13 protein-coding genes are annotated in these 16,800 nt (G+C 70.6%); 5 read left to right on the plus strand and 8 right to left on the minus strand.

Features of this window, described 5'->3' with window-relative positions; genetic code table 11:
• Nucleotides 1-90: 90 nt before the first annotated feature.
• Nucleotides 91-975 carry a carboxylating nicotinate-nucleotide diphosphorylase gene (gene nadC / locus TU34_RS11695; protein ID WP_045823047.1) on the minus strand — a complete coding sequence of 295 codons (885 nt, stop codon included), beginning with the start codon at nt 973-975 and terminating at the stop codon, nt 91-93.
• Nucleotides 972-1,985 (minus strand): quinolinate synthase NadA, encoded by a 1,014-nt coding sequence (gene nadA, locus TU34_RS11700; protein ID WP_045823048.1) that lies wholly within the window; start codon nt 1,983-1,985, stop codon nt 972-974. Before nadA ends, nadC begins: the two co-directional genes overlap by 4 nt.
• Nucleotides 1,986-2,132: 147 nt before the next feature.
• On the opposite strand from nadA, the gene TU34_RS11705 reads away from it, so the two are divergent.
• On the plus strand, nt 2,133-2,828 hold the full coding sequence (locus TU34_RS11705) for an NUDIX hydrolase (protein ID WP_045823049.1): 696 nt from the start codon (nt 2,133-2,135) through the stop codon (nt 2,826-2,828).
• On the opposite strand, the gene TU34_RS11710 is transcribed toward TU34_RS11705, so the two are convergent.
• Genes TU34_RS11710 through TU34_RS11735 form a run of 6 tightly spaced genes read right to left on the minus strand, consistent with a single transcriptional unit; the run spans nt 2,784 to nt 8,020 of the window.
• On the minus strand, nt 2,784-3,440 hold the full coding sequence (locus TU34_RS11710) for a DUF2567 domain-containing protein (RefSeq protein WP_052688878.1): 657 nt from the start codon (nt 3,438-3,440) through the stop codon (nt 2,784-2,786). The genes TU34_RS11705 and TU34_RS11710 overlap by 45 nt on opposite strands.
• Complete coding sequence (gene bsaP / locus TU34_RS11715) at nt 3,437-3,697, minus strand: biotin synthase auxiliary protein BsaP (protein WP_045823050.1); 261 nt, start codon at nt 3,695-3,697, stop codon at nt 3,437-3,439. Before bsaP ends, TU34_RS11710 begins: the two co-directional genes overlap by 4 nt.
• Nucleotides 3,698-3,712: 15 nt before the next feature.
• Complete coding sequence (bioB, locus tag TU34_RS11720; RefSeq protein ID WP_082080189.1) at nt 3,713-4,780, minus strand: biotin synthase BioB; 1,068 nt, start codon at nt 4,778-4,780, stop codon at nt 3,713-3,715.
• A gap of 51 nt (nt 4,781-4,831) precedes the next feature.
• Nucleotides 4,832-5,521 (minus strand): dethiobiotin synthase, encoded by a 690-nt coding sequence (gene bioD / locus TU34_RS11725; protein WP_045823051.1) that lies wholly within the window; start codon nt 5,519-5,521, stop codon nt 4,832-4,834.
• A complete protein-coding gene (locus TU34_RS11730) occupies nt 5,518-6,708 on the minus strand; it encodes an 8-amino-7-oxononanoate synthase (RefSeq protein WP_045823052.1) in 1,191 nt (396 codons plus the stop codon). The genes bioD and TU34_RS11730 overlap by 4 nt, the downstream gene beginning before the upstream one ends.
• Before the next feature lie 19 nt (nt 6,709-6,727).
• A complete protein-coding gene (locus TU34_RS11735; protein WP_420835181.1) occupies nt 6,728-8,020 on the minus strand; it encodes an adenosylmethionine--8-amino-7-oxononanoate transaminase in 1,293 nt (430 codons plus the stop codon).
• A 189-nt stretch (nt 8,021-8,209) separates the two neighbouring features.
• Between TU34_RS11735 and TU34_RS11740 the strand changes: the two genes are divergently transcribed.
• The 4 genes from TU34_RS11740 (at nt 8,210) to TU34_RS11755 (ending at nt 16,783) form a co-directional block, all read left to right on the plus strand.
• Nucleotides 8,210-10,450, plus strand: coding sequence for an acyltransferase family protein (locus tag TU34_RS11740; RefSeq protein ID WP_082080191.1), 2,241 nt, complete (start codon nt 8,210-8,212; stop codon nt 10,448-10,450).
• A 121-nt stretch (nt 10,451-10,571) separates the two neighbouring features.
• Nucleotides 10,572-13,004, plus strand: coding sequence for a glycogen debranching protein GlgX (gene glgX, locus TU34_RS11745; protein WP_045823054.1), 2,433 nt, complete (start codon nt 10,572-10,574; stop codon nt 13,002-13,004).
• 3 nt (nt 13,005-13,007) lie between these two features.
• Nucleotides 13,008-15,377 carry a malto-oligosyltrehalose synthase gene (treY, locus tag TU34_RS11750; RefSeq protein ID WP_082080192.1) on the plus strand — a complete coding sequence of 790 codons (2,370 nt, stop codon included), beginning with the start codon at nt 13,008-13,010 and terminating at the stop codon, nt 15,375-15,377.
• 11 nt (nt 15,378-15,388) lie between these two features.
• Entirely contained in the window at nt 15,389-16,783 is a 1,395-nt protein-coding gene (locus TU34_RS11755) for a xylulokinase (protein WP_045823055.1), read from the plus strand.
• Nucleotides 16,784-16,800: the final 17 nt, after the last annotated feature.

Consider the following 16,800-nt stretch of genomic DNA (forward strand, 5'->3'; position numbering starts at 1 on the left):
ACACACGTGCCAACAGAGACGTCGACCCTTTTATGCCCGCATGCGCATAAAAGGATCGACGTGTGCCCGCTCCGTCGGGATTGTCGCGCTCTACAGATCGAGTCCGAGATCGAGCACCGTGACCGAATGGGTCAGGGCACCGACGGCCAGGTAGTCGACACCGGTGCGGGCATAGTCACCGGCGACGTCGAGCGACAGTCCGCCGGAGCTCTCCAGCTTCGTCTGCGGCGAGCGGGTGTTGCGGCGCTGCACCGCCATCTGCGTCTCCCACAGCGCGAAGTTGTCGAGCAGGATCAGCTGCGCGTCGAGGCCGAGGGCCTCGTCGAGCTGGGTCAGCGAATCGACCTCCACCTCCACCTCGAGGTGGGGTGCGGCGGCGCGTACCGCGGTCAGGGCCGCGGTGAGCGATCCCGCGGCCGCGATGTGGTTGTCCTTGATGAGCGCGGCGTCGCCGAGTCCCATCCGGTGGTTGGCCCCGCCGCCGGCGCGCACCGCGTACTTCTGCAGCGCGCGCAGACCCGGCAGCGTCTTGCGGCTGTCCCGCACCACGGTGTCGGTGTCGGCGATCTCGTCGACCCAGCGGGCCGTGGCGGTGGCGATGCCCGAGAGGTGACACAGCAGGTTCAGCGCGGTCCGCTCGGCGGTGAGCAGACCCGCCGTCGGGGCGTCGACCCGCAGCACGACGTCGCCCGGGGACACGCGCGTACCGTCGGCGACCCGATCGACCACCGAGAAGTCGTCACCGATTACCGCGTCGAACACGGCGAGCGCCACATCGAGTCCGGCGATCACCCCGGGTTGGCGGCTGGCGATGACCGCCGTCGTCCGCGCGCCGGCGGGCACCGTGGCCGCGGTGGTCACGTCCGGCCCGAACCGCAGGTCCTCGTCGAGGGCCGTGCGGATCAGTGACCGGACCTCGTCCGACGACACCCCGATGGACTCGAAGGCATACGGGGTGCGGGCGCCCGGCGTCATTCGCCGCCTCCTCCGGGAGTGCCGATGGCGATCATGCGCTCGACGCTGGCGCGCGCGGCGTCGGCCACCGATCGCTCGAGGTGCACCTCGTCGGTGCCGTCACGCAGGCACCGGAGCAGCGCCTCGGGGGTGATCATCTTCATGTACTTGCAGGACGCCTTCGGGTTGACGGCCTGGAAGTCGATCTGCGGTGCGGCACGCCGCAATTGGTGGAGCATGCCGATCTCGGTGGCGACGAGGACCTCGCGGGCGCCGGAGGCGCGTGCGGTGTCGAGCATCCCGCCGGTCGACAGGATGTGCACCCGATCCTTCGGCACCGCGCCCTCACCGGCGAGGTAGAGAGCCGATGTGGCACAACCGCACTCGGGGTGGACGTAGAGGTCGGCGTCGGGGTGCGCGTTGGCCTGGTCGGTGAGTTCGTCACCGTTGATGCCGGCGTGCACATGACACTCGCCGGCCCAGATGTGCATGTTCTCCCGGCCGGTCTCGCGCTTGACGTGCGCACCGAGGAACTGATCGGGCAGGAACAGGACGGTCTTGTCCGGGTCGATCGACGCGACGACCTCGACGGCGTTCGACGACGTGCAGCAGATGTCGGTGAGCGCCTTCACCTCGGCGGTGGTGTTGACATACGAGACCACCACCGCGTCGGGGAAGTCGGCCTTCCACTCGCGCAGCTCGTCGGCGGTGATCGAGTCGGCCAGCGAGCATCCGGCGCGGGCGTCCGGGATGAGGACCGTCTTCTCCGGGGCGAGGATCTTCGCGGTCTCGGCCATGAAGTGCACGCCGCAGAACACGATCGTGTCCTCCGGGGCGGACGCGGCGATCCGCGACAGGGCCAACGAGTCGCCGACGTGATCGGCCACGTCCTGGATCGCGGGCAGTTGATAGTTGTGGGCGAGCAGGGTGGCTCCGCGCAGGTCTGCGAGGCGACGGACCTCGGCGGCCCACTCCGGACCGGGATCGGCGGTCGCATCGACGACGGGGACGGCGGGTGCAGCAGCGGTCATGACCGCTCTCCTTCTGGGACGACGATCTCGAACGCGGGCCGGCGTCGAGTGGTTTTCGACTATAAGTCGAAAACCCGATCCCAATGTAGCACCCACCCCCGTGCGGACCGCGCGAAGCGACCCCGGCATCGACATAGACTGTGCGCCATGGAGGCGTCGGGCATCATCCACGAGGTGCTCAGTGCCGTGTTCGCCGTGCGAACCCCGCTCGAGCAGTGCACACCGCATCTCTCGGTGCTGCTGTGGCAACGCGCACGCGATCCCCAGCAGGGCACGTGGTCGCTACCCGGCGGCGTGCTGGCGGCCGACGAGGACCTCACGGCGTCGGCGCGTCGTCAGCTGGCCGAGAAGGTCGATCTGCGCGAGGTGGCCCACATCGAGCAGCTGTCGGTGTTCTCCGCGCCCGACCGCGTTCCCGGCCCCCGCGTGATCGCCTCGACGTATCTCGGTCTCGTGCGGTCGGATTCCACGGCGAACCTCCCCGACGACACCCGGTGGCATCCGGTCGACGACCTCCCGGACATGAGTTTCGACCACCGCGCGATCGTGACCCAGGCACGGAGCCGACTGGCCGCCAAGCTCTCCTACACCAACATCGCGTTCGCGCTGGCGCCGCGCGAGTTCTCGATGTCGACGCTCAGCGACATCTACTGCGCCGCGTTGGGATACCCGGTCGACGCGACGAACCTGCTGCGCATCCTCAGTCGGCGCGGGGTGGTCGGGGCCACCGGCACCACAGGACGCACGGGTCGCTCCGGCGGTCGCCCACCGGCGCTCTACCGCTTCGCCGAGAACGGGTTACGGGTCACCGACGAGTTCGCCACCCTGCGTCCGCCGGCCTGAGACCGGCACCCCGAGATCGGGCTCGCGGTCGCACAGCAGAAGCACCAGGCAGACCACGAGGGCACCGATGGGTGCGACGACGACCAGCGCCCACGACAGGTCGAGGCCGCCGAACATGTCGAGGCGCGCCGATTCGAGGCGCAGCGACGGCGCGGTCTGGAAGTAGTCGCCGACGGCGGTGTCGCCCGGTCCGGCGTGTCGGACACCGGCGACGAGGCCACCGAGCCAGATCCCGACGCCGGCACCGGCCATGGATGCGACGGTGGCAAGGACCGCGGCCGCCGGCCCGCGCAGCCGACGGTCCCACCAGGCGACCACGCCGCTGACGACACCGACGACGCCGCTCACGCAGGCGAACAGCGCGACGGCATCGAATCGGTGCACCGTGTCGGCGCCCAACGACCCGGCTCGGTCGGGCCGGACGACGACACCGGTGACGCCCGGGGTCAGCAGACCCCACACGACACCGCCGAGGGCCCCGAGCAACACGATCGCGACGGCGATCGGCAGGGCACGCAGGACGAGGCCGCGGGGATCGATGAGCTCGGTGTGCGTGCGCTCGTCCACCGTCACGGGCTGCACGGGTGGGTTGGCCGTCGGATCGACGCTCATGCGAATCCGAGGGCGTGGGAGTCAACCGCGCCGTGTCGGGAGCAGCGGGCGGTCCACCCGTCGGGGACCACCTGCACGACCATGCGACGCCCGCACTGTCCGCAGTATCGCGGCGGCTCGAGTCCGAGTTGCGCTGCCGCGGGTACCTTCTCGGCGCCCGGGGTGTCGAGCCGGATGCCCGTGTAGACGGCGTACGACAGCGGCTCGGTCAGCGGCGTAGCCGCACCCGGATCCCGGTCAGCGTTCACGACGGCCATCGACTGCGCTCGCCGTCAGATGCTGTCGTTGAGCGCCTTGATCGGCATCTGCAGATCGACGAGCAGGTCGAGATCGGCCTCGGCCGGGCGACCCAGGGTGGTCAGGTAGTTGCCCACGATGACGGCGTTGATGCCGCCGAGGATGCCCTGCTTGGCGCCGAGGTCACCGAGGGTGATCTCGCGGCCACCGGCGAAGCGCAGGATGGTGCGGGGCAGAGCCAGACGGAACGCCGCGACCGCACGCAGCGCGTCGGACGCGGGTAGCACGTCGAGATCACCGAACGGCGTACCCGGACGCGGGTTGAGGAAGTTCAGCGGCACCTCGTCGGGCTCGAGCGCCGCGAGATCGGCGGCGAACTCCGCGCGCTGCTCCAGCGACTCCCCCATGCCGAGGATGCCGCCGCAGCAGACCTCCATGCCGGCCTCGCGGACCATGCGCAGGGTGCCCTCGCGTTCCTCCCAGGTATGGGTGGTGACGACGTTCGGGAAGTGCGACCGTGCGGTCTCGAGGTTGTGGTTGTAGCGGTGGACGCCCATCGCGGCGAGCTCGTCGACCTGCTCCTGCGTGAGCATGCCGAGGCTGCAGGCGATCTGGATGTCGACCTCGTCGCGGATGGCCTCGATGCCCGCGGCGACCTGGGCCATCAGGCGCTTGTCGGGGCCACGGACGGCGGCGACGATGCAGAACTCCGTCGCACCGGTCTTCGCGGTCTGCTTGGCCGCCTCGACCAGCGACGGGATGTCGATCCACGCGCTGCGCACCGGCGAGGTGAACAGGCCCGACTGCGAGCAGAAGTGGCAGTCCTCGGGGCACCCGCCGGTCTTGAGCGAGATGATCCCCTCGACCTCGACCTCCGGGCCGCACCACTTCATCCGCACGTCGTGGGCGAGCTGCAGCAACTCGGTCAGGCGGTCGTCGCCGAGACGGAGGACCTCGAGCACCTGATCCTGACGCAACGCCTCGCCGCCCTCGAGGACCTGGGCACGCGCCACCTCGAGGATGTCGGCCGCGTCCCCGGGGACCGCGGGAGCGGCACCGGAAGCGGTCTGGGGAACTTCTTGGCGGACAGGAGCCTGGGTCACAAGCCCTCCTCGATCACGTCGTACGGACAGCGGATGTCTGGTCAGTGTGCCCTATCCCGACACGAGTCCTGTGACCCACTCGGTGTCGAACCAGGACGGCGCCTGCGAGCAGAACTCCGGTCGCGTCATCGCGCCGGCGCCCGCGGGGACCGCCCCGGCGACCGTTACACCGGTCAGACGCGGCAGGTCGTCGCGGTTGCAGCGGGTCGCGAGGTCGGGCTCGGCCGGCCACGACCCGATCACGATCCCGGCCGTGGTGAGGCCGCGCCCGCGCAGCGCATCGACGGTGAGCTCTGTGTGGTTGAGCGTGCCCAGCCCGCCGTCGGCGACGACGACGACCGGCGCGTCCAGGGCCGAGGCGACGTCGAGCATCGTGAGGTCGGTGGCGAGGCGGACGAGCACGCCACCGGCACCCTCGACGAGCACGAGGTCGTGGCGGGCCGCCGCGTCGGCCACCGCGGCGGTGATGTCGTCGAGCGCCACCATCGGCATCCCCGCGCGGGTCGCGGCGGTCTCCGGGGCGAGCGGTTCGGGATAGCGCGCGCACTCGACGAGTGAGGTCACCCCGGCCAGTCGCCCGACCTCGGCGAGGTCGCCCGGTTCGTCGGCGCCCATACCGGTCTGCACGGGTTTGCACACCGCGACCGTCAGGCCGGCGTCCACCGCGGTGGCGGCCAGGGCTGCGGTGGCGACGGTCTTGCCGACGTCGGTCGACGTACCGGTCACCACGACGACGGTCACCGCTCACCTCGCGAGGGTGTTCCGGTCACCTCGGCGCGGGCGTCGTGGAGCACCTGCGCGACGTGGTCGATCTCGGCGTCGGTGAGGTCGGCGCGCACGGTGAGTCGGATGCGCGAGGTGCCCGGCGGCACCGAAGGCGGGCGGAAACACCCGACGAGCACCCCCCGGTCGCGGCAGGCGGCCGCGACGGCCACGGCATCGGCCGGCTCACCGATGACGACCGAGACGACCGCGCCGTCGGGAACGGGCGCGCCGCACCGGTCGGCGAGACGTCGGGCGGCGGCACGTACCCGATGGGGCAGCGTCGGTTCGGACCGCAGCACCTGCAGTGCGGCGGCCGCGGCACCGACGGCCCCCGGTGCGAGACCGGTGTCGAAGATGAAGCTGCGTGCGCGGTCGACGAGGTGATCGCGCACGGCCGTCGATGCGGCCACCACGCCGCCCTGCGACCCGAGCGACTTCGACAGCACGGCGGTCACCACGAGATCGGCGGCCCCGGCGAGCCCGAGTTCGTCGACCACTCCCCTCCCGCCGCGACCGCGGACGCCGAGCGCGTGCGCCTCGTCGACCACGAGCACCGCGCCGTGTGCGCGCGCGGCGTCGTGCAGTTCGGCGACCGGCGCGACGGCGCCGTCGATGCTGTAGACCGAGTCGGTCACGACCATCGCGCGGGCCTCGGTGCGTGCGGCGAGGATCTCGGCGACGGCCCGGTGGTCCCCGCGGTCGGTGACCACGACCCGGGCCCGCGACAGGCGGCATCCGTCGATGAGGGAGGCGTGCGCCCCTCCGTCGCTCACGATGAGATCGCCCCGGCCCATCAGCGAGGAGATGACGCCGACGTTGGCGAGGTATCCCGAGGAGAACACCAGCGCCGATTCGGTGCCGAGGAAGTCGGCGAGATCGGCCTCGAGCGCGGTGTGCGCCCCGGTGGTCCCGACCACCAGCCGCGACGCCGTCGCGCCGGCACCCCAGCGCGTGGTCGCCTCTACCGCGCCGGCGACGACACGCGGATCCGACGACAGTCCGAGATAGTCGTTCGAGGCCAGGTTCAGTGCGGCGTCGTCGGCGGCGCGGGGGGCGAGGACACGGTGCAGGCCGGCGTTCTCGCGCACCTGCGCAGCCTCGGTGAGCCAGTCCAGCGCCGAGGCGGTCCGGACGGTCGGGTCGGAGATCTCGCCGGCGGTCATCGCCGATCAGCGTCTCACATCACGCGGGGGCCGACGCCGCCTCGTGGGTGTCGACGACCGCGGTGATGCCGGCGACGATCGAAGCGAGGTCGGCGTCGTCGCAGATGAACGGCGGCATGGTGTAGACCAGCCGCCCGAACGGTCGCAGCCACGCCCCCGCGTCGAGGGTCGCGGTGGTCGCGGTGGCCATGTCGACGGGTTCGTGGAGTTCGACCACGCCGATCGCGCCGAGCACCCGGACGTCGGCGACACCCGGGCGGGCCCGCAGCGGCTCGAGCCCGGCGGCCAGGACGTCGTGGATGTGGGCGACCCGCGCGCGCCAGTCGCCGTCGAGCAACAGCTGCACCGACGCGACCGACACGGCGCACGCGAGCGGGTTGGCCATGAAGGTCGGCCCGTGCGCCAGCACCCCCATCTCGCCCTCGCTGATCACGGTCGCGACGTCGGCGGTGCACAGCGTGGCCGCCATCGACAGGTAGCCGCCGGTGAGCGCCTTGCCCACGCACATGATGTCGGGTGCGACACCCGCGTGGTCGGCGGCGAACAGTTCACCGGTGCGACCGAACCCGGTGGCGATCTCGTCGAAGACGAGCAGCAGGCCGTGGTCGTCGCAGATGCGCCGCAGCTCGACGAGGTAGCGCGGATCGTGGAACCGCATCCCGCCCGCGCCCTGGACGACGGGCTCGACGATGATCGCCGCCAGCTCGTCGCGATGCGTCTGCACGAGACGCTCGATCTCGGCGACGTGAGCGGGATCGAAGCGCGCGGGCGGGGCGGGCGCGAACACCTGGTCGGTGAGGACACCGGTCCACTGCGCGTGCATGCCGCCGTCGGGGTCGCAGACGCTCATCGGGGTGAACGTGTCGCCGTGATACCCCCCGCGCCACGTCAGCAGCCGACGTCGGCCGGTGACGCCCTGGCCGCGCCAGTACTGCAGCGCCATCTTCACCGCGACCTCGACCGAGACCGATCCGGAGTCGCAGAAGAACACCCGCTGCAGGGGGTCGGGGGTGATGTCGACGAGAAGACGCGCCAGACGCGCCGCGGGTTCGTGGGTGAGGCCACCGAACATCACGTGCGCCATCTTCTCGATCTGGGCGCGCACCGCCGCGTCGAGCACGGGGTGGGCGTAGCCGTGGACCGCGGCCCACCAGGAGCTCATCCCGTCGACGACCGAACGGCCGTCCGCGAGATGCAGACGGGTGCCGCGGGCGGAGTCCACCACGACCGGCGGGAACGTGGTCGCGGTCATCGAGCCGTAGGGGTGCCAGATCAGTTCGCGATCGGTCGCGACGATGGCCTGCGCGGACAGGGGCTCGGCGGTGCCGGAGACGACGGCGGGGGGTGGATCGACGGGCATCGGTCGAGCGTATCGGGCCGTTGTGCCAGGTCCGACCGGCGTGCCCGGGCGCCGCCGACGTGGAATTCACGCGCACGAAAGGTACATTGCAACGCGAAGAACAGTTGTGTGGATCGGCGAGAGAGCAGTGGGACTGACGACGTGGTGACCGCCCCGGCACGCTCTGAGGAGCGGACGCAGACCGACGTCGATCCGGCGTCGGCGTACCGCACCGACCTCGACGGGCTCCGCGGGATCGCAATCGCGCTGGTCGCCTGCTTCCACATCTGGTTCGGCCGGGTCTCCGGTGGTGTCGACGTGTTCCTCACCCTCTCGGGCTACTTCTTCGTCGGTTCACTGCTCAAGCACGTGATCGTCAGTCAGAGCCCGTCGGTCTCGCTCGCGACAGCGGTCAACCCGCTGCGCCGCCTCACCCGTCTGGCCCGGCGTCTGCTGCCCGCACTGGTCACGGTGCTCCTGGTCGTCACGGTGCTCACCGTCGTCGTCCTGCCGCAGACCCGCTGGGTCGCCACCGGCCGTGAGGTGATCGCGAGCGCGCTGTACTACCAGAACTGGTTCCTGGCCTTCAATTCCCAGGACTACACCGCGGCCAGCTCGGCGAACAGCCCGCTGCAGCATCTGTGGTCGATGTCGGTGCAGGGCCAGTTCTTCGTCGTCACCATCCTCACCGCCCTGGCGTTCGCCGGTCTGCTCAAGATGGTCTCGTCGGTGCTGCCGGCGGTGCGCCGACCCGCCGTCATCCGCGCGATCGTCGGGCTGGCGATCCTCGCGGTCGCGGCCGTGTCGTTCTACTGGGCGCACATGCGGATGCCGATCAACCAGCAGTTCAACTACTACGACACGATCGCGCGGACCTGGGAGCCTCTCGCCGGCGGACTCCTCGCGGTGTGGATGCCCCGCGTGCGCGTACCGCTCTGGATCCGTAACACCGTCGCCGTCGCCGCGCTCGGGCTCATCGTCACCTGCGGGTGGTGGATCGTCGGCGTCGAGTCCTACCCCGGACCGCTGGCCCTCGTCCCCGTGCTCGCGACGCTCGCGATCATCTGGTCCGGTGCCACCGCGACCCAGCGCGGCGACCGTGTCGCGATGCCCGTCGTCAACCGCGGCCTGGCCTCGCGGTTCCCGGTGTGGCTCGGTTCGATCTCCTACGCGCTCTACCTGTGGCACTGGCCGCTGCTGATCTTCTACCTGGCCTGGCGGCAGAAGAACTCGGCGTCGTTCGTCGAGGGTGTCGTGCTGATCGCCGTGTCGATCGGGCTGGCGTGGTCGACGAAGCGATGGGTCGAGGATCCGCTGCGTGCACCGCGCTCGGCGAGCACGTCCGGTACGGGCACCGACCATCGGCCCGCCGACGGTGCGGGCACCGCCGCCTCGCTGCGCGACCCGGTGCTCGGCGGCGGGGCCCGCCACCGCCGCGCGCGCCGTGCGGTCTCCTACGCGGGCGCGCTGACCTCACTGCTCGTGGTGGGTGTGCTGGTGGCCGGGGTCGGGATCACCGCCTGGGAGCGACACGTCGACGGCATCACCGTCGACACACGCAACCTCGACCCGACCATCTATCCCGGTGCCCGCGCGTTCCTCGAGGGCGCACCGGTCCCCCACGTCGACCCGGTACCGAAGGCCCTCGAGGTCCTCAAGGACCTGCCCGAGACGTCCTACGACGGCTTCATCAGCAACTTCACCGACCCGGAGCTGCGCGTCGGCGTCTACGGCGACCCCACCGCGACGCGCACGATCGCGCTCGCCGGCGGCTCCCACGCCGAGTACTGGATCTCCGCGCTCGATCTGCTGGGCAAGCAGTACCACTTCAAGGTCACCACCTATCTCAAGATGGGCTGTCCCCTCTCGACCGATCCCGCACCGGAGGAGAACGGCGTCCCCTATCCGCAGTGCGCCGAGTGGGTGCGCGGCACGATGCGGCGCATCATCGCCGACCGACCCGACGCCGTGTTCACCAACTCGACCCGTCCGCGCGACGGCATCGTCGGCGAGTGGGTGCCGCCGGACTACCTGGGCATCTTCGATCAGTTCAACCGCGCCGGCATCCCCGTCCTCGGCGTGCGCGACAGCGTGTGGCCACACAACGGCAAGGGCGCCATCGACAGCCCCACCTGCCTGGCCAACGGCGGCAGCGCCAGGAGCTGCGGGACCTCCCGCTCCACGGCGTACGGGGCGGTGAACCCGACCGAGGCCGTGGTCGCGCAGTTCCCGAACCTGCACCCGATCGACCTGAGCCGGGGCTGGTGTGACGAGACCTTCTGCCCCGCGATCATCGGCAACGTCACCGTCTACCACGACTGGCACCACCTCAGCGCCACCTTCGTCCGCAGCCTGGCCCCCGAGCTCCAGCGCCAGCTGCAGGCCGTGTTCCCCTGGGCCTGAACCTCTTTCGTTCGCGGCACCGTCACGGTCGCCGCTGTCGTCGGCGGGCACCGAGCACGGTCCGAGATGAGCGGACGGCCTGCGGCGGCTAGTGTCGGTGCATGAACTCGCGAGGGTGGGAATGACCGAAACTCCCGGCACCACCGACACCGGTGCCACGGCCCCGACCGATACCGCCAACGCCGGGCCGGTGATCCCGGCCCCCGACCAGCTGATGGTGTGGCCCGGCACCGCCTATCCGCTCGGCGCCACCTACGACGGCGCCGGCACCAATTTCTCGGTGTTCTCCGAGGTCGCGACCGCGGTCGAGCTGTGCCTGATCTCCCCCGAGGACATCGAGACCCGCATCCGGCTCGACGAGGTCGACGGCTACGTGTGGCACTGCTACCTGCCGTCGGTCGCGCCGGGGCAGCGGTACGGGTTCCGTGTGCACGGCCCCTACGATCCGGCGAACGGGCTGCGGTGCGACCCGTCGAAGCTGCTCGTCGACCCGTACGGCAAGTCGTTCTTCGGTGAGTTCGACGGCGATCGCTCGCTGTACTCCTATGCGATCGAGCTCCCCGGCGACGAGGACCGGGCCGACGCGGACGCCGACGACACCGCCGCTGGCAGTACCGGCGCCGAGGGGGCCGTGGAGGTGGCCGACGGTGTCGTGACCGCGCCGGAACAGCAGCAGAAGCAGGCGCAGACCGCAGCGCCGGCCGAACCCGAGCCCGCACCCGAGCCCGTCGAACCCGAGGAGGAATCGGTCCACGACGGCAACGCCATCGACGCCGACTTCGCCGACCCCGAGGTCCCCGGCCTCCCTGGTCTCGACTCCCTCGGCCACACGATGACGTCGGTCGTCATCAACCCGTTCTTCGACTGGCAGCACGACCGCGCGCCGAACCGGCCGTACCACGAGACCGTCATCTACGAGGCCCACGTGAAGGGGATGACGGCGACGCACCCGGAGGTGCCCGAGCAGCTCCGGGGCACCTACGCCGGCCTCGCACACCCGGCGATCATCGACCACCTCACCGATCTCGGCGTCACCGCGATCGAACTGATGCCGGTGCACCAGTTCCTCCAGGATCAGACGCTACTGGACCAGGGGTTGCGAAACTACTGGGGCTACAACAGCTTCGGGTTCCTCGCCCCGCACGGCGGGTACGCGTCGAACACCCGCGCCGGCGGCGAGGTCACCGAGTTCAAGGCGATGGTGCGCTCGTTCCACGAGGCGGGCATCGAGGTGATCCTCGACGTGGTCTACAACCACACCGCCGAGGGCAACCACATGGGCCCGACCATCTGCATGCGCGGGATCGACAACGCCGCCTACTACCGCCTCGTCGACGGCCAACCCGAGATGTACATGGACTACACCGGGACCGGCAACAGCCTCAACGTGCGTCACCCGCACACGCTGCAGCTGATCATGGACTCGTTGCGGTACTGGGTGCTCGAGATGCACGTCGACGGCTTCCGCTTCGACCTGGCCTCGACGCTCGCCCGCGAACTCCACGATGTCGACAAGCTCTCGGCCTTCTTCGATCTGGTGCAGCAGGACCCGGTGGTCAGTCAGGTCAAGCTGATCGCCGAGCCGTGGGACGTCGGTGAGGGTGGCTACCAGGTGGGCAACTTCCCGGGCCTGTGGACCGAGTGGAACGGGAAGTACCGCGATACGGTGCGCGACTACTGGCGCGGGGAGCCTGCGACCCTGGGCGAGTTCGCCTCCCGGCTCACCGGCTCGTCGGACCTGTACGAGGACACCGGCCGCCGTCCCAGCGCCAGCATCAACTTCGTCATCGCCCACGACGGTTTCACACTGCGGGACCTGGTGTCCTACAACGAGAAACACAACGAGGCCAATGGCGAGGACAACCGCGACGGGGAGAGTCACAACCGCTCGTGGAACTGCGGCGTGGAGGGCCCCACCGACGACCCGCAGATCGAGGAGTTGCGCGGACGTCAGCAGCGCAACATCCTCGCGACGCTGGTGCTCAGTCAGGGCACGCCGATGATCGCCCACGGCGACGAGATGGGCCGCACCCAGCAGGGCAACAACAACGTCTACTGCCAGGACTCCGAACTGTCGTGGATGGACTGGTCGTTGGCGGAGAAGAACTCCGACCTGATCGCCTTCACCCGCGCGGCCATCGCGCTGCGCGCCGAGCACCCCGTGTTCCGGCGTCGACGCTTCTTCGCCGGCCGTCCCATCCGCTCGGGCGACCAGGCCCGAGACATCGCGTGGCTCACCCCAGCCGGCGCGGAGATGAACGAGGAGGACTGGGACTCGGGCTTCGGAAAGAGTCTCGCGGTCTATCTCAACGGAGAAGGCATCGGCGAGAAGGACGTTCGTGGCCGACCGGTCGTCGACGACACGTTCCTGCTGTGCTTCAACGCCCATCACGAACCGCTCGACTTCGTGCTGCCGTCGAGCTACTACGGCTCGGAGTGGGTCGGGGTCCTCGACTCGGCGTCGGCCACCGGCGCGACCACCGTCGCCGCGTCGCACGGACACACGGTGACCGTGCGCGATCGCTCGCTGCTCGTGCTCCGCAAGGTCGGCTGAGCGGTGGCCGGCACCACGGCCACGGGCGACGCCGAGATCACCCCCGTCCCACTACGACCCGCGTTCGTCGCGACCTACCGTCTGCAACTGACCGCCGACCTCACCTTCGCCGACGTCGTCGATCTGCTCCCGCACATCGCCGCACTGGGCGTCAGTCACCTGTACCTGTCGCCGATCGGCACCGCGATGGCCGGTTCGACACACGGATACGACTGGGTGCCGCCACCCGAGGTGTCGCCGGTCCTCGGGGGACTCGACGGCCTACGCGCGCTGCGCGCCGCCGCACGGTCGGCCGGGCTGGGCATCATCGTCGACATCGTGCCCAACCACACCGGTGTCGAGGACCCACGACAGAACCCGTGGTGGTGGGACGTGCTCACCCACGGTCGTGACTCTGAGTACGCCACGTATTTCGACATCGACCTCGGCAGCGACAACGGCGTCGACGGCCGCATCGCGTTGCCGGTTCTCGGCGAGGCCGCCGACGTGGACGCACTGACCATCGACACCGCCTCTGCGACACCGGAACTGGCGTTCTACGAACACCGGTTCCCCCTGGCACCCGGCACCGACACCACCGATGCCCGCACGGCCCACGATGCGCAGCACTACCGTCTGGTGCCCTGGGACGCCGGCCTCATCGGGTACCGGCGGTTCTTCGCCGTCAACGGCCTGGCCGGGATGCGGCAGGAGGATCCCGCGGTCTACGACGCGACACACACCCTGGTGCGCCGGTTGATCGAGGAGGATCTCACCGACGGCCTGCGCGTCGACCATCCCGACGGTCTCACCGACCCGGTCGGTTACCTCGCCCGCCTGCGGGCCGACATCGGCGAGGACCGGCTGCTGTTGATCGAGAAGATCCTCTCCACCGACGAGGATCTCGACCCGTCACTGCCGGTCGACGGGACCACCGGTTACGAGGCGCTGCGCGTGGTCGACGGCGTGCTGATCGACCGCTCCGCCGCCGAGTCGTTCACCGACATCCACCGCTCGGTGACCGGCAACGCCGGCGACCGGGCCTGGATCGACGATCACGAACACGCCGTCAAACTCGACACCCTCGCGGAACTGTTCAGCGCCGAACGCGCGCGTCTGCGGCGCGCCATCGTCGCGACCACCGATGCCGGCGCACCGCCGGTGGAATCCGCCGAACTCGACGCCGCCATCGGCGAGGTGGTGGCCTCGCTCGGCGTGTACCGCGCCGACTACCCGACGCTGCGCCAGCGGCTCATCGACACCTTCGCCGAGGTGGAACGCCGCCGCCCCGAGCTGTCGGCCGCACTCGACACGATCGAGGCCGCGGTGGCCGTCGACGGCGAGGCGTCGGCACGACTGGCCCAGGTCTGCGGGGCGACGACGGCGAAGAGCGTCGAGGACTGCCTGTTCTACCGGACCGCGCGTCTGGTGAGCCTGCAGGAGGTGGGGGGTGACCCCGGCCTGTTCGGTACCTCGGTCGCCGACTTCCACGCCTTCTGCGTCGCCCGCGCCCGTGACTGGCCCTCGGCGATGACGACTCTGTCGACCCACGACACCAAACGCGGCGAGGACGTCCGTGCGCGCATCGGTCTACTGACCCGGCACCCCGACCGGTGGTGGGCACTGGTCGAGCGGATGGTGTCGACGACCCCGCCGCCGGAGCCGACGACCGGACTGTTCCTGCTGCAGAACATCATCGGCGTGTGGCCGCTCGACGGGGCGCCCGTCTCGACCGGACTCCGCGAGCGGCTGCACGACTACACGACCAAGGCGATCCGCGAGGCCGGGACGATCACCACCTGGACCCGTGTGGACACCGAGACCGAGGGGCAGGTGCACGCCTGGGTCGACGACGTGCTCGACGGACCCGTGGGCGCCGACATCGCGACGCTCGTGGCCGAACTGCGGGACGAGATCGTCGACGCCTGCGTCGTCCACAAGGCGCTGGGGCTGTTCATGCCCGGCTTCGGTGACGTGTACCAGGGCACCGAGTGGTTCGAGGACAGCCTCGTCGACCCCGACAACCGCCGGCCCGTCGACTACACGCAGTCCCTAGACCACCCCAAGACCGCGATGGTCACCGTTGCGCTCGCCGTGCGACGCGGTCACCGCGAATCCTTCGGCCCGGGATCGCGGTACGTGCCGCTGACGAGCCACGGCGCGGAGTCCGAGGAGGTCATCGCGTTCGCGCGCGGACACGGCGACGACCTCGACGTGGTCGTGGTGGCCGCCCGCGCGGCGGTCGAACGCCTCGGTGATCCGACGGGGACGACCGTCGAACTCCCCGAGGGACGGTGGCGTTCCCCGATCACCGGTGCGGCCGCGGCCGGTACCGTCGACGTGGCGACGCTGTGGTCCGCCGGACCCGTCGCCGTTCTCGAACGCGTCGCCTGAGAGGAACCGCCGTGGGGCTCGTCGCCGGAATCGACTCGTCGACCCAGTCGTGCAAGGTCGTCGTCCGCGACGCCGACGACGGAACCCTCATCCGGTCGGGACGCGCCGATCACCCGCCGGGCACCGAGATCGACCCGCGTGAGTGGGCGCAGGCGATGGACGCCGCGATCAGCGCCGCAGGCGGTCTCGACGACGTCGACGCCGTCGCGGTCGGCGCCCAACAACACGGCATGATCTGTCTCGACGAGGCCGGGAACACGGTGCGGGATGCGTTGCTGTGGAACGACACCCGCTCGGCGCCCGCCGCGAACGACCTCATCGACGACCTCGGTGGCGCCGCCGCCTGGGCCGAACGCATCGGGGTCGTCCCGGTCGCGTCGATCACCGCGACCAAACTGCGGTGGCTCGCCGACACCGAACCCCACCACGCCGACGCGACCGCCGCGGTCTGCCTGCCCCACGACTGGCTGACCTGGCGACTGCGCGGGAGCACCGACATCGCCGACCTCACCACCGATCGCAGCGACGCCAGCGGCACCGGCTACTTCTCGGCCGTGACCGGCGACTACGACCACAACCTGCTGTCGATGGCGCTGCGCGGTCGCACACCGATGCTCCCCGCGGTACTGGGCCCGCACGACTCCCCCGGCGACGCCTCCGGCGGGGCCCGTCTCGGCGCCGGCGCGGGCGACAACGCCTCGGCCGCACTGGCGTTGGACGCGCGACCCGGAGATGTCATCGTCTCGCTCGGCACGTCGGGTGTCGTGTCGGCGGTGACCGACGTCGGCTCCCACGACGCGGACGGCTACGTGGCGGGATTCGCCGATGCGACCGGACGCCAGTTGCCGTTGGTCTGCACCCTCAACGGGGCTCCGGTGCTGGCGTCGATCGCACGGATGCTCGGCGTCGACCTCGACACCTTCGCCGACCTCGCGCTCTCGGCGGAGCCGGGATCGGGTGGGGCCAGCCTCATCCCGTATTTCGAGGGCGAACGCTCACCGAACCTCCCCGACGCGCGCGCGACCCTGGCCGGCCTCTCGATCGCCAACTCCACCCCGGCGACCATCGCACGCGCCGCCGTGGAGGGTCTGCTGTGTTCCCTCGCCGACGGCCTCGGGTTCATCGTCGCCCAGGGCGTCCGCGCCCAGCGCGTCATCCTCGTCGGCGGCGGCGTCCGCTCCCGTGCGGTCCGCGAGATCGCCCCGACCGTCTTCGGTCTGCCGGTACTGGTACCCGAACCGGGCGAGTACGTCGCCGACGGCGCCGCACGCCAGGCCGCGTGGGCGCTGACCGGCGCCGACACCCCACCGACGTGGGCGCTGTCGACGACCGAGCGGTTCGAGGCCGAGCACGCCCCGGCGATCCTCGAGCAGTACCGCGCCGCGCAGGCGCAGACCTACCGGTGACCCACCGCCCGACGGTG

It is taken from the genome of Williamsia herbipolensis (genome assembly GCF_000964005.1).
In the GTDB taxonomy this organism is placed as follows: domain Bacteria; phylum Actinomycetota; class Actinomycetes; order Mycobacteriales; family Mycobacteriaceae; genus Williamsia_A; species Williamsia_A herbipolensis.